This is a genomic window from Vibrio sp. V19_P1S1T109 (assembly GCF_002241375.1).
In the GTDB taxonomy this organism is placed as follows: Bacteria; Pseudomonadota; Gammaproteobacteria; order Enterobacterales; family Vibrionaceae; genus Vibrio; species Vibrio anguillarum.
In genome coordinates this window covers 1-14,930 of the sequence record NZ_NDIM01000321.1, presented here as the reverse complement: position 1 = coordinate 14,930, position 14,930 = coordinate 1, and the positions used below count along the sequence as shown (strand labels likewise).

Below are 14,930 nucleotides of genomic sequence, written 5' to 3'. Positions count from 1 at the left end.
CCCGGCGTGACGCCGGGCAAGTGTTCTTCATCGATATACCTACAACCTCTTCATACTGTGCGGGTATAGCGACTCAAATTTGAGTCGAAGTGGGTAAAAGCTATAACGATAGAAAATCTTTCACCTGTTGAAGAACACGTTCTGCAGTGTCTTTATCCGCCATTTCGGCAAAAATGCGTAGCAATGGTTCAGTGCCAGAGAAACGAGCAATAACCCAGCCGCCGTTTTTAAAGTAGACTTTGGCTCCGTCTTCGTAACTGACTTTCTCAATCTCATACTCAAATTGAGGCAACTGTTTCTCAACGTAGATTTTGTTATACAACGACTCTTTTTGTGCGGCTTTAAATTTACAGTCACCTTCTGCGGTGTAGGCGTAACCGTATTTCGCGTAAATTTCCCCCAGTAATTCGGAGAGTTTTTTACCTGTCACGCTGATCATTTCAACCAACAAACTCGATGCAAAAACCCCATCTTTACCTTTGATGTGTCCACGAATGGTTAAACCGCCGGAGCTCTCACCACCAATCAGTGAATCATCCGCTTCCATTTGTGAGCTGATGTGTTTAAAGCCAACGGGGACTTCAAAACTTTTCTCATCGTGGTCAGCGGCAATTTTATCCAGCAGGTGGGTGGTGGCGATATTACGCACCACGGATCCTTTCCAACCCTTATATTCAAGCAGGTAGTAGTAAAGCAGGATCAGTACTTCATTAGGATGGATGAAGTTGCCTTTCTCATCAATAATACCAAGTCGGTCTGCATCGCCATCGGTACCTATCCCAATATCGTAACCTTCTGCGGCCACTAAATGTTTGAGACGATAAAGAGTCGCTGCATTAGGGGAAGGCATTAAACCGCCAAAATCGGGGTTTTTGCCATCATTGATCACATCCACATCGCAGCGGCCATTGATCAGAACCGTCTGCAATGCATTTTTCGCGACGCCAAACATGGGGTCAATCAACACACGCAGGTTGGCTTTTTTGATCGCTTCAATATCGATAAAATTGATGATTGAATCCACAAACTCATTCATTGGATTTATGATGACAATCGATTTATCTTGCAGCGCTTGTTCAAATTCGACGTGTTTTACATCGGCAAGCGTCAGTGACGCGATTTGCTGTTCAATCTTTTGTGTGATCACCTCATCAGCGTCTCGTCCACCTTCAATGAACACTTTAATGCCGTTGTAGTCCGCAGGGTTGTGGGATGCCGTAATACACGCCGAATAGGCGCAATTCATCTCTTTGGCCTTGAACATCACAATAGGGGTGGGAACAAACTTATCGATAAAGCTTACCACCACGCCATTCGCTGCTAAGACTTGCGCAAACCAACGTGCGGCTTTGTCAGAAAGAAAGCGGCGGTCGTAGCCGATAACGAACCCGTTGTTAGCCACATTTTCGTGGTTAATGATGTTGGCAAGTGATTGAGCCACTAGACAGACGTTGTCTTTGGTAAACTCTTCACCAATAAAGGCGCGCCAGCCACCTGTACCAAATTTGATCATAATAAAATCCTTGTGGGACTAATGTTGAGCCTCAGCTCCTTCGCGCTGAGGCTCAAATCGCGTTAACCGAGAATAACCACTACATCGTTGACACTGCCTTGTGCCATGACAGGAATCACGCCTTCTACTGCTTCGCCATTCACTGTGATTGTTTTCACCCCTTTACTGACGGAGTTCGGGTTTTGCACTGTGATGTTGTAAGTCGCGCCGCGCCATTGGCGAGTGACTTCAAAACCAGGCCAATTGGTAGGAATGCATGGGTCGACGACGAGGCCATCAAAACCGACACGAACACCCAAAATGAAGTTGGTGACGGCAAAGTAGGCCCAACCAGACGTACCTGTTAACCATGGATGGTTCGCACGGCCGTGATCTTGGTGATCTCGTCCCATAATGAACTGCACGTATGAGTAAGGTTCGGCAACGCGCTTTTCAATGATGTCGTTTTGGTTATAAGGGTTTAATGCGTCGTAGAACTTCATGGCTCGATCACCACGGCCAAGCTTCGTTTCTGCAACCCATGCCCAAGGGTTTGGATGTGAGAAAATAGCGCCATTTTCTTTAACACCTTGATAAACACGAGTAACGAAACCGATGTCATCATTAGGGGTTGAGAAGGAAGGTGCGTTCAGATGTAGACCGTATTCGGAGAATAGATTCTCATCAACGGCATCCATCGCTTTTTCACCACGCTCTTGCGACACTGCGCCCGATAAGACGGCGAGTGTGTTTGATTCAAGGTGAACTCGACCTTCAGTTTGCTGAGCAGTTCCTATCTTGTCGCCATTTTTCGTTAGGCCACGGATATACCAGCCACCTTCTTCATCCCAAAGGTGAGTTTCACAAGCTTCACGTACGTTCGCCGCCATTTCGGTGTATTTCGCAACGTCCTCTGCATTGTCACGGTATTTTGCAAGGTCAATAAACTCTTGCAGTGCCCAAAAGTGGAGGAAAGAAACCATAGATGATTCGCCACCACCTAAGTTCAAGCAATCGTTCCAGTCAGCGCGTAAGCCTTTGCAGATACCTGTTTGCCCCACGTATTCTGCCGAGAAGTTAAGCGCCGCCTTCATGTGTTCGTAAACCGTTGCATTGCCACCATCGGCGTAAGGGATCACTTCATCAAAGAAGGATGTTTCACCTGTTTCCATCACGTATTTACAGATGGTTGGAACGAGCCAGAGATGATCGTCAGAACACGTATCTTCAATGCCGTGGATCTTATCTTCATCACTTGGTGTTGGTACAACGGTTGGCGATTTTGATGGTTTGACATCCGCTTTTTCTGGATCAAACCAGTCAGGATCAAATAGGTGTAGGCCATAGCCCGCTTTGACTTGACCACGAAGCAGATCAACCAAGCGTTTACGGGTCATCTTCGGGTTTGCGTGCGGTACTGAAATGGCATCTTGCGCCGTATCACGGTAACCAAGGCCAGTACGACCGCCCACTTCAATGAAAGAGGCAAAGCGAGACCACACCACACACGTTTCCGCTTGATAAAGCGTCCAAGTGTTGATCATGGTATCAAGGCCTTCATTCGGTGATTTTACTTGGAATTTCGCACAACGTTCATCCCAATGCGCTTTGATCCCAGCAAAAGCGGCATCGACATTAGCCAAGTCTTGGTACTTAGCACGCAAACGCGCGCCATTGCCTTTACCAATTCCCAAAATATAAGCAAAGCGAACTTCTTCACCCGGTTGGATCACAAATTGTTTGTGCAGCGAACCGCAATGGTTGTAGCAGGTTTGCGCGCTGTTCGAGCAGTGACCACGTTCTACTGCAATGGGATTGGCTTCGTCACGATACAAGCCAAGGAAGGTATCGCGTTGTCCATCATAAGAGTCTGGATCAAACGTCGAGGCTAAGTAGTAAAAGCCTTCGAAATCATTGGTGTTGTAGTAAAGATCGTACTCAATCACACCCGCGTGATAAGCGGTACCTGCAGAGTAAAGCGACATCTGATGGTTTTGGTTATCGGATTGAATGTGACTAAAAGAGAATTCAACAAACGAAAAAGCGCTGATAGTGCGAGTCTCTGTGGAATCGTTTTTAATGACGACATCCCAAATTTCAGCATCTTCGCCTTTCGGTACAAAGAGAGTTTTAGTGGCAGTAATGCCGCTGTATTCACATTTGAATTTGGAGTAAGAGAGGCCGTGGCGGACTTCATACTTCGCTTCTTCTAAGCTTTTTGCTACGGGTTGCCAAGAAATAGACCAATAGTCGCCAGTTGCATCGTCACGTAAGTAAACATAGTGCCCCGGGCGATCAAAAGAAGCGTTCGGGCGAAATTTGGTAACACGGTTATATTCTGGTGAATTGTAAAAAGAGTAACCGCCCGCGTTATGAGAGATCACGGTGCAGAATTTTTCTGTCCCTAAGTAGTTGGTCCAAGGCGCTGGAACGTCAGGGCGTGTGATGACATATTCACGATTGTCGTTATCGAAATAGCCGTATTTCATTGTCATTTCCTTTTAAACAAACTGCGTCTTTTGCAGCCAAAAATTATGCTAGTGAAAACCAAGGAGAGGTAATGCCGACTCCAAGTGTTGTGTTTATTTCCATGGTGCTCGGTAACGGATGCCTTGCTTGTCCAACATAGGCAGATGTCCTTTGAGCCGTGACAGATAATCTTGCCAATCACGATGCACTTTATGGGTCCATCCTGCTTCGGCGAGTGCAGTTAAGCGTGGGTAAATCATGTATTCCATACGCTGTGGGTTATTGATTAATTCACACCATAAAGCGCACTGAATACCGAGAATTCGCTTACGGAGTGGATCGTTTTCGGGCACTTCGGCTAAGGGTTCATAGCGATAGGCTTTTTCTAATGGGGTGACACCAGCCCAGTCAACGCCCGGTTCTTCTGGTGCATAATCTTGAGCAATATCCAGATACGTGTACTGACCGGGTTGTAAAATCACATCAAACCCCTGTTTCGCGCAGTTCAATGCCGCCGCTTCAGAAAGCCAAGAGTAGATAACAGTATCTTTACTGACCTTATTGCCATGATGCGCTTCTTCCCAGCCGACCATGCGTTTGCCAAGCGTACGCAGTTTTTGTTCGGCATAACGTAGTAAGTGTCCTTGTAATTCTTTGGCCTCGGTATAGCCATTATCAGCCATCAGTTGTTGACATTTAGGGCTGTTAATCCAGACCCCATCGGGCACTTCGTCGGCACCAATATGGATAAAGGGGGATGGAAATAGCTCAGAGACTTCTTGCAAGACGATATCTAAGAACTCATACGTTCCTTCAAGGGCGGGGGAGAGGACGTTATCGTTGTAATATTGAATGCTGCGATAGTGTGATTGATCCTCTTCATCGGCCAGCAGATGAGGCAGAGATTTGATCGCGGCGCGGCAATGTCCGGGAACATCAATTTCAGGGATCACTGTGATACCACGCTCTTGAGCGTATGCGATAACCTCTTTGATCTCTTGTTGTGTATAGAAACCACCGTGGCGCTGCGTTAACAAGCTGTATTGAGGTTCGAGCACTTCATCAACCCCTCGCCATGCACCGATGTCGGTGAGTTGTGGCAGTGCTTTAATTTCGATACGCCATCCTTCGTCATCGGTCAAATGCCAATGGAACGTATTGAATTTGTAATGCGCTAATTGGTTAATAAGCCGCTTAACTGTCTCGATTCCATGAAAATGGCGCGCACAGTCGAGCATCATGCCTCGGTACTTAAAGCGTGGCGCATCACTGATTTTGACGCAGGGGACTAACCACGATTGATCTTGAACTTGAATCAACTGCAACAGGGTCGCGCTAGCATACATAAAGCCTTGATGACCACTCGCCTCTAAGCGAATGCCGGTACGATCGACGTTGAGTTGATACGCGCCCTCGTCAAAGGTCGGGTTAGTGCGGTAGATAATATCAGCGCTGCCAATGGGTTTGGGCTGAAAATCAAATATACGGTTGAGTTCCTGTTGTAACCAAGTCGCAGCTTGCTCAGCGCATGTGGATTGCAAGGTAATCTGGCTCGAAGTCGTTAAGGTGCAATGCCCTGTGCCGGATTCAATCTTGTTTGGTAATGGAATGAGGCTGAGGCTCGCGGCTTCTGTTGTGGGTATTTCACTGCGCTCACGATAAGGCGAGGCGAGAGCAATCGGAGTTACGATCACATCATGACGTTCGATCGGTTGCTCACCATTGCATTGAACAAAAGCGTGCTTTACGCCATCAGTGTAAAAATGGAAAGGGGCGGTTTTGATGCTAAATTCACAGTAAAAATGTGAGTTTGCAGCAAGCACGGTCATATCTGGCGTTAATGAGCAGAAACTGCCTATTTGCACTACGTTGCCATGGGTGATGCTGTCTGGCTGAATGAAGCGATCAATCACAAAATGTAACGACCAGTCTTGTAGGTCTTGATCGCTTAAGTTATGGAACGTTAAACCAAAACGGCAAAATTGCTTCTGTTCTGAGAGTACCGCAAAGTCAATTCGATAGCTCATAGTGATTCCTTAATACAAATTATGCTCGGCTTTGCCGGCAAACATAATCGCGCCTTCGATAGCGTCGAATTGAGGTTGAACAATCCACTGTTGTACTGGTGGAGAAAGCCAATACAAGATACGCTCTGCAATGCTACCCATGAGGCAGATCCGCTTGGCTCCTTTGTTATGAAGAGCGACAAGAAACATTTCGATGTCTGCCGCAGTTTGTTTGAGAAGCTCGATCGCCAGCGCATCACCTTGTTGCGCTAGAGAAAAAATAACGGGAGAGAACTGGCCATAGTCGCGTGGGAGTGCGGTTTTTGACCATTCGACAATCTGATCAACATCGTGGTTAAAATGTTGCATCACATGAGCGCTTAATAATGAAGGCTCGCCGATACCATCTGCAATGAGCAACACGCGCTGGATTAGGCGTAACCCCATGATGGCACCGCTGCCTTGATCGGATATGGGAAACTCACGTCCACCGACCACATGCTGCTGCCCTGCGTGTAAAAATAGGCCACAAGAGCCCGTTCCCGCGATCATAATTGCGCCATCGTCGCCATTATGAGCACCAATACAGGCACCGTAAGCATCTGTGTTGAGCGTTAGTGAAGCAAAAGGATGTGTCTGAGACATAAACGCATGCCATGCGGATTTTTGTTCTGCACCAGCCAGAGCAAGACCCACGTGCATCTGAGCAAAATTCTCTTTCGTCAGCCCGCTTTGGTGCGCCGCTTGAGTAATTGCATCAATGATTGCCTGCATGGCAAGTTCCACACCCAATAAAATATTGGCGCTACCGCTTTTCGCTTCACCTAACAGCGCGCCTTGCTCGTTGCGGATGCGTGCGCGACATGATGTGCCACCTCCATCAATACCGACATAATAAAAAGTCATGATTGCCTCTCTAAGTCTGGTGTTGATAAGTGGCAAAACTGGGTTGTGATGGCCAGCAGATACCAAGCACCATGAGGAATCCATTGCTCAGCCCAACGCCAGTTTTGCATCATGTCATCCTTCTGTTTCGCTGGGTTGAAAGCGATATCTTCTTCATCTTCAAAACCGCCTGTAATGCCATTACACACTCCCCCTTTGGCATTAAAAAAGCCTAGGTGGGGGAGGTAGTCTGGATTGTTGCGACCGTGCCCATCGAGCATGCACATATCGTATGGATTTAATCCGACAATCCAGTTCAATGCGTTTTGTGCAAAGGTGGTTAAAGGGGCATGCAGATCCGCGTTGACGAACGCTTGGGCGCGATAAGCCATACACGCGAGCGATCCTAAACGCGCATTTTCGCCTTGCCACCAGTAGCCGGATTCATTGTCGTGAGCGACAAAAAATGCGCAGCGTTTGTCGCCATTCACAGGTTTTACATATTGGCGTGGGTAGCCAAATGGGTTACTGACTTGATGAGTGATGGTGAGCTCAAAGCGGCAAGCATTCTCAATCACTTGAACGACTGATTGTTTGCGGTGTTCTTCTGTTTCAATCTCGAGATATTCGCACAGTGCAATCACTGGTAGCCCAGCTTCGGCGGCGTGATAATAAGGACGAGTGGCATCACTATTGGCTGCCCAATAATGAGCGATGTTAGTGTCGCTGTGTTGATAAGCGCATAACCTTTGTGCCCAAAGACGACACTCAAGTAGATAATTTGCTTGATGAGTTGAGCGGTAGAGCTCAACCGATGCAAGCAGAGCGCAATAGGCATCAATGATGTTTTCTTGACCATCGTCGAGATAGCGCGTGTTATTTTCTTTTAAATGCCAGTAACCATGCTCCGCCGCTGTTAAATAGTGTTCTGAGGTGAAATCACCGTGAACATCTAAACGTGCTGCCACCGCAAGAGCGGCAATCGCAACACCTCCCCCTTGACGAAATCCGGCTTGATAATCGTCAGACTTGTGGCCAGATTGAGTGGCATAGGCGCAGATCTCTCGCTGCTTAATGTCCTTGCTCCATTTGTCAAAGACCGTTGTATAAAAGAACCCCTCGGAGTTTTGCATGCGGATCAGAAAATCAGCACCAAATAACGCCTCTTCCTTAAGGCGAGTGCGAGAAAATGCAGCAAAACTCGAGTGGTGTTCTAGTTGTGCCAATCCCTTTAGTATATTCCAAACCACCATTGGGGTTTGTTGAGGGTTTAAATAGTTGGCGTAAGAAAGGTGACTCAGATACTTACTGACGTCACCGGAAGCGTCGTACCAGCCACCGTGTACATCGGCAGTGGTTGATGTACCAAGCAGTGGTACGAGCTTATCTTGCTGGTCGAAAATGCCACCACAACGTTGTGATTTGAAGTAGTGCAATACATCAGAAAACGTTTTTTTCATCAGTATCCCTTCACCAATTTCAAAAATAGGGGAGTGGGTATTTTCAAAACGCAGGTAATACTGTCCTGAAGTGGTGTATTGAGAAAAGTCGATCGTATAAAAGCTACCTAAATGCCAATGTGCGACTTTAGCTTGTGGTTCAACAACGAAAGTCGACACCGTTTGATGGCTGTTTGCACAAACAAGCAGGGCGATATCGGAAGAAACACGGAGCGTGTTACTCATTAGTATCGCCTGTTTTGGCCCTTGTGGCTCATAACCAATATGGTTAATCAGTAGCAGCATTAAACATCTCCAAGCCAGATCTTTGATTTCTCGTCAGCACTCAACCCGTCGGGGGCGAGTGCTGACTTTGTTTTATATTTTTACCTAAGGCATTGAAACCGATGAGGTTATGTCAGCGGCTTCAATACATTAAGGTGTGCGTTAGTGATTATTCAAATAAGTAACAACGAACAAAGTGGTTATCAGACAACTGAGTCACCGCTGGAAGTTGTTCACGACATTTGTCACTCGCCTGCATGCATCGACCAGCAAAAGGACAGCCTGTTGATACCGGGGTCCAAAGTGGAATTTCGCCTTTGTTCCCTTTGAGCTTCTCGTGTATCGATTTACTAGGATCGGGTACTGCGGAAACCAATAGTTGAGTATATGGGTGCTGAGGATCGTGAATGATCTCTTCGGTATCGCCCCATTCCACCATATGTCCGACGTACATGACGGCTAAGTCTTCGGCGATGTAGCGTGCGGTGGCGATGTCATGCGTGATATAAAGCAGCGACATCTGCTTTTCAAACTTCATCTCTTCCATCAGGTTGAGAACACCCGCACGAATCGACACATCCAACATGGAGGTTGGTTCATCAGCCAGTACCACTTCGGCACCAACCGCGATATTACGCGCTAAGTTGACACGTTGGCGCTGTCCACCAGACAACTGGTGCGGATATTTCTCGGCTGTTTCTTTTGGTGGAATAAGGCCGACTTGTTCCAGTAAATCGTGAACGCGTTCTTCTAACTCTCTCTTATTACCTGACGTCACTTTTTTATGGATAAGCAGTGGACGAGCAATATGATGAAAAATGGTATGAGTTGGGTTGAGTGAGCCAAACGGATCTTGCCATACCATCTGGACGCCTTCGCGATAGTGCATCAGGTCACTGCGTGAAGTGATGTCTAAAATATCGCGTCCTTTGTATTCAATTACACCGGATGTTGGGGCGTACATTTTGGCAATCATTTTAGCGGTCGTTGATTTGCCAGAGCCTGATTCACCCACGACAGCCAAGCCGCGGCTTTTGAACATTTTGAACGATACGTCGTTGATCGCTCGCATCATAGGTTGTTTTAGGGTGTTACTGTTGATTGGAAAATCTTTAACTAGATTTTTCCCCTCAACCAGTAATTCACCGAAATTTTTGCTCATAATTGTCTCCAGAAATTTTGGTAATACAGCTTGTGCTCTACAGTTTCACTTGAGCAATTGGGTCACCGTAAAGGTGGCAACTGGAGAAGCGTCCAAGCTCTATTTGGCGCAAACTCGTTGGAATTTTGGTGCAAGCTTCATGTACGCGATCGCAACGAGCTTGGAAACGACAACCTTGAGGTATATCCAATAAGTTCAACGGGTTACCTGGTATTCCAGTTAACTTCGTTTTAGGGCCTGTCAGTGGAGGGAAAGAACTACCCAGCCCTTTGGTGTAAGGGTGGAAAGGGCTTTCCAGAATCTGTTTAGAAGGAGCCACTTCAATTAATTCACCGGAATACATGATGCCAATCCGATCGGAGAACTCGACCATCAACGACAAATCATGGGTGATGAACAAGATAGAGAAGCCAAACTCTTCTTTCAGCGCATAGATTTTTTGCAATATTTCACGCTGGACAACCACATCAAGTGCCGTAGTAGGCTCATCCATAATGATCATTTTAGGATTGAGCGCGAGAGCAATTGCAATCACCAAGCGTTGACGCATACCCCCAGAGAATTGGTGTGGGTAATCGTTTAAGCGACTTGGGTGAATATCGACAATTTCTAACAAACCTTCAGCGCGGCGTTTAGCTTGTTCACGAGTCATGTTGGTATGGCGCATGATCACGTCACAAAATTGCTCTTCCATCGTCAATACTGGGTTCAAAGCGTTCATCGCACTTTGAAACACCATCGACATTTGGCTCCAGCGAAAGGATTGCATGCGTTCATCGCTGTATTTAATGATATTTTCACCATTAAAAATTACTTCTCCGCCAGTAATAAACGCGGGCGGCTTATGCAGACGCATCAGTGAAAATGCGATAGTTGATTTACCACAGCCAGATTCACCAGCAAGGCCAAATACTTCGCCAGGTGCAATGTCAAAACTGACGTTGCTGCATGCTCGAACATCACCTGCGTCGGTGATGTAGTCAACGCATAGGTTACGGATTGAAATAAGTGGGTTTGTCATGATTATTTATCTCCGCTCCAAAGTGCATTTTGTGGTGGCAGGTCAGGCTGACGCTCTTTCTTGTCTTGCTCTGCGAGTTTTTTCCAACGCTTCATTCCTTTGTGTGAACGCAGTTGTGGGTTGGCAATTTCATCGACCGCAAAGTTCAGTAAAGCCAAACCAGTAACGAGTAGAGTCAAAGCAATACAAGGAGCAAGCAGTTCCCACCAAGCGCCAATCAGCATAGAAGAGGACGTTTGAACGTTGTACAACATGATGCCCCAACTGATGGTGTTTGGATCGCCAAGACCAAGGAAGGAGATAGTGGCTTCCATCATGATGGCGTACATCACTGAACCGATGAAGCTAGCGCCAACGATGGAGATGAGGTTAGGTAGAATCTCAACGAAAATGATGCGCCATGATGATTCACCCAAGACTTCCGCCGCTCTGACAAATTCTTTTTCACGCAGTGCGAGGGTTTGTGAGCGTACGACCCTAGCGCCCCAAGCCCAGGAGGTGCAGCCAATGATGAGTGCAATGGTTAATGGGCCGGCCTCTCCAATAAATGCCGCGACCACGAATAAAAGAGGATATTGCGGTATCACCAGCATGATATTCATAGCGGCGGTTAGAATGTCATCGACCTTACCGCCAAAGTAACCGGCAGAAACACCAATCACAGTCGCAAGAAAACAGACGGTCATTCCTGCGCCAAAACCCACGGCGAGTGAGACTCGTGCGCCATACACCACTTGTGACCAAACATCGCGTCCCATACGAGAGGTGCCTAGCACATGGTCTTCACCTTTTGAGAGTAGTAAGGTACGGCGGTCAGTTGCCAAGTTTTCAGCAATCCAGCCATTCGGATCTGCTTTAGCGGCTTTGACGACGAACGATGGGTACTCGTGTGGATTTCCGGTACGTTTATCTGGCGCATGTTTGGTGATCAGTGGCGCAGCAAGGGCGATGAATAAAAATAGGCCCAAAATAATGACACCGACCATGGCAACGGTATTGCCGCGAATGAGTTTAATGAGATCTTTCATGATTATTTACCTCCCTTGCGTAGGCGAGGGTCTAGTACGACATAAAGCATGTCCGCCAACAGGTTAAAGAACAGCATAAAGAGCGTCATAATCAGTAGCTGCCCTTGCAGAACTTGGTAATCACGAGCGTTGATCGCATTAAATAAAACACTGCCAAGGCCAGGATAGTTAAAGATAATTTCAATGATGAGCTGGCCACCGATAGCCATACCCAAAGACATTGATAGAGCGGTGACACTTGGCAATAAAGCATTACGAGCGGCGTACTGGAAAACCACGCGGTTTTCGCTGAGCCCTTTCCCTTTCGCCATCGTGATGTAGTCTTCAGCGAGCAGGTTAATCATGTTGTTACGCATGTTGACGAGAAACCCACCGATTTGTACTAGAGATGCACAGACAAGAGGCAAGAAAGCGTGGTAAGCCACATCTTTAATAAATGTCCAACTTGTCCAATCTGGCATCGTACCAGCAGTGTAGGCATAACCCGTAGGGAACCATTGCAAGCCGATAGCAAAAGTAAACATAGCGATCATCGCAATAACCACTTGCGGAACGGCTTGTATAACCAACATCCCTGGGGTAATAAACGTATCGTAACGACTGCCTCGTTTCCATGCGGCAAAAATGCCCAGTAGAGAACCGATTGAGAACGAGATCACAACCGCAGTACCCGCTAGAAATAACGACCAACCAAATGCACTACCCAGTAATTCATTGACACTTAACGGATAGAACTTAATCGACGTGCCTAATTCCCAACTTAGAATGCTTTTTAAATAGGTCAAATACTGTACGGGTAACGGACCATCAACGAAACCGAGAAGCTGTTTCATCGCTTCGATTCGTTCTGGCGTTACTTGCGTTGTTGCGTTTGCGAACATCATGGTCACTGGGTCTCCAGGCATGGCTCGCGGAATAATGAAGTTCAATGTTGCTGCAACCAGCAACGCGATAAAATAAAATGACAAACGTCTTAAAAAATAACCCATAACTCACACCTTACTCACCCAGTTTTATCCTGTACCTGGTTTCAGGTCGCTCCTAGCGAAATTTAGAGCGAAAAATCCCCTAACGACGAGCGTTATACATTTGCTAGGTATTTAGGGGATTTTATTTAGCGGCGCACGAAGTACGCCGCAAGGAATGAACTTCTACTTACTTAACTGGTTTTAGGTCCAGTACGTGTAATAGACGCTCAGGGATACCAGCCCAAATGTTTGGACGACCCTTAGGATTTTCTTCGTTCCACCAGCCGCTAAAGCGTGCTGTGTTGTATTGGTACATGTAAGCACCTGACATTACAGGGATGGTCACTTGGTTTTCAGCAATGATTTTCTGAATTCCGTGAGCGATTTCTAGCTGCTCATTTTTATCCGCTGTTTTGTAGAAGCTGTCTAGCAAAGTATCTAGCTTATCGTTTTTGTAGAAGTGCATAGCAAAACGAGGCATACCTTCACCTTTCTGTAGTGCAGAGTTGTATGCACTGTTCCAGTATAGATGTGGGTCCGCACCGTGGAAGTAGTTGGTGTAAGCGACGTCATAAGTACCTTCAAGCATTGCTTGGTTATAAACCGCAAACTCTGGAGTACGAGCACGTGCTTTGATGCCTACTTCGGCAAGCTGTTCAACGGCAAGTTGTACTGTGTTGTTGAAGTCAGTCCAGCCATTTGGTGATTGAACAAGTAGCTCAAAAGATTTACCTGATGGAGTATCAACAAAACCGTCTTTGTTCACGTCTTTGAAGCCCGCTTTAGCAAGCAGTTTTTTCGCGCCTTCAACGTTGTACGTGTTGTAGCCTTTGTACTTATTGTGGATGTTTTCATCAGACCAAGCTTGGAATGCATAACCTAAGCCTGAAGCGAAGTCATTAACGGTACCGCCGCCATAGAAAGCGATATCGATAATAGTTTGACGGTCAAGAGCCATAGAGAATGCGCGACGGAAATCAACGTTGCTTAGCGCTTCATTTTTTACTGCATCTGGGTTTTTGAAGTTAACCATAAATGCTTGTGTGCCTGATGGCGGATACCAGTAGTGGTGGCTAGGGCTTGCAGCGGCATAAGTACGGTCAATATCCGGAACAAATGAAGAGGTCCAATCGAGTTCAGAGTTAACAATTTTACCTAGCAATTGGTCATTGTTTGCAATTTGAGGTACACGCAAACAGTCAACCTCAAGGTTTGCAGCATCCCAGTAATTCGGGTTACGACATTGGATGTATAGCTGTGGAGTGAAGGTGTCGATTTCAGTAAACGGACCAGTACCTACAGGGTTTTCGTTGGTGAAAGTCGCTGGATCTTTCACATCTTTCCATACATGTTCAGCAACGATAGGAACTAACGAGATTTCATAAGGTACGTTTGAGTTAGCTTCACTTAAACGGAAACGGATTTGGTAGTCGTTCAGTTTTTCTACGCTCGTTACCCACTTGTTGATACCGCGTTGGTCGAGTTCAGGTTTATTTTTCAATAAGCCATAAGAGAACACGACATCATCCGCTGTAAATGCTTGACCATCTGACCATTTAACACCTTTACGGATATCAAAAGTAACACTCATTAGGTCATCAGACATTTTAAAGCCTTCAGCCAAACGCATAACGGGTGTATTACCATGCATTTCGTTGAAGATGACCAGTGGTTCATAGATGAAATCAGTGGTCGTACGTAGGTTTGTTGCTAGATACGGGTTAAAGTTACGTACCATTGTAGGGTAGAAATCAGGTACGATCGTTAGCTCACTGCGTGCGGCTGCTGGAGCTGAAAGGCTCGCTGCGGCGGCGATTACTGCAGCGGCTAGCGCTGTTTTTTTAATATTGGCAAGCATAGCTGTTCCTTACTATTTGCTTTCATTTCACTAATGGATATGAATGTCATCAATTGATAAACACTCTCCAAGGCCTACCTCATTGCGTGTTAACAAACCGGAGGAGTTGGTCAACATGAGTGGCCTGTAGACCTTTGGCAGGAGTAAGAAGACACCTTGGAGAGAAAATTATCAATTTGAATTCCCGTTAAAAACGTCAATTTGTAGAAAGTGACCGTTATAAACGTCAATTTACCATCTTTGGTTTGATTTTTACTCTCATTTAGGTCAGTGATCTGCCTCTCATACTCAATTCGATTAACTTATGGTTGTAAGCG

General features: G+C 46.4%; 10 protein-coding genes. All 10 read right to left on the bottom strand.

The features are described 5' to 3' along the window. Positions 1-100: 100 nt before the first annotated feature. The 10 genes from B9J87_RS15460 to B9J87_RS15415 all read right to left on the bottom strand — a co-directional run bounded on the left by B9J87_RS15460 (position 101) and on the right by B9J87_RS15415 (position 14,613). On the bottom strand, positions 101-1,513 hold the full coding sequence (locus tag B9J87_RS15460; protein ID WP_013857648.1) for a phosphoglucomutase/phosphomannomutase family protein: 1,413 nt from the start codon (positions 1,511-1,513) through the stop codon (positions 101-103). A gap of 62 nt (positions 1,514-1,575) precedes the next feature. Further along, complete coding sequence (locus B9J87_RS15455; protein WP_029189900.1) at positions 1,576-3,981, bottom strand: GH36-type glycosyl hydrolase domain-containing protein; 2,406 nt, start codon at positions 3,979-3,981, stop codon at positions 1,576-1,578. A gap of 93 nt (positions 3,982-4,074) precedes the next feature. Further along, positions 4,075-5,988, bottom strand: a complete 1,914-nt coding sequence (locus B9J87_RS15450) for a beta-N-acetylhexosaminidase (RefSeq protein WP_094124378.1) — start codon at positions 5,986-5,988, stop codon at positions 4,075-4,077. A 9-nt stretch (positions 5,989-5,997) separates the two neighbouring features. Beyond that, entirely contained in the window at positions 5,998-6,873 is an 876-nt protein-coding gene (locus B9J87_RS15445) for an N-acetylglucosamine kinase (RefSeq protein ID WP_064624438.1), read from the bottom strand. Continuing rightward, positions 6,870-8,597: a glycoside hydrolase family 9 protein gene (locus B9J87_RS15440; protein WP_094151596.1), complete on the bottom strand. Its 1,728-nt coding sequence runs from the start codon at positions 8,595-8,597 to the stop codon at positions 6,870-6,872. Before B9J87_RS15440 ends, B9J87_RS15445 begins: the two co-directional genes overlap by 4 nt. Before the next feature lie 148 nt (positions 8,598-8,745). Further along, positions 8,746-9,738, bottom strand: a complete 993-nt coding sequence (locus B9J87_RS15435) for an ABC transporter ATP-binding protein (protein ID WP_094124380.1) — start codon at positions 9,736-9,738, stop codon at positions 8,746-8,748. A gap of 37 nt (positions 9,739-9,775) precedes the next feature. Continuing rightward, positions 9,776-10,759, bottom strand: a complete 984-nt coding sequence (locus B9J87_RS15430; RefSeq protein ID WP_013857642.1) for an ABC transporter ATP-binding protein — start codon at positions 10,757-10,759, stop codon at positions 9,776-9,778. Positions 10,760-10,761: 2 nt separating this feature from the next. After that, the gene (locus B9J87_RS15425) at positions 10,762-11,787 is read right to left on the bottom strand and encodes an ABC transporter permease (protein WP_013857641.1); all 1,026 of its coding nucleotides are present in this window, start codon (positions 11,785-11,787) and stop codon (positions 10,762-10,764) included. A 2-nt stretch (positions 11,788-11,789) separates the two neighbouring features. Beyond that, a complete protein-coding gene (locus tag B9J87_RS15420) occupies positions 11,790-12,776 on the bottom strand; it encodes an ABC transporter permease (protein WP_017043028.1) in 987 nt (328 codons plus the stop codon). Between the two features lie 166 nt (positions 12,777-12,942). Beyond that, positions 12,943-14,613, bottom strand: a complete 1,671-nt coding sequence (locus B9J87_RS15415) for an ABC transporter substrate-binding protein (protein WP_013857639.1) — start codon at positions 14,611-14,613, stop codon at positions 12,943-12,945. Positions 14,614-14,930 lie beyond the last annotated feature (317 nt).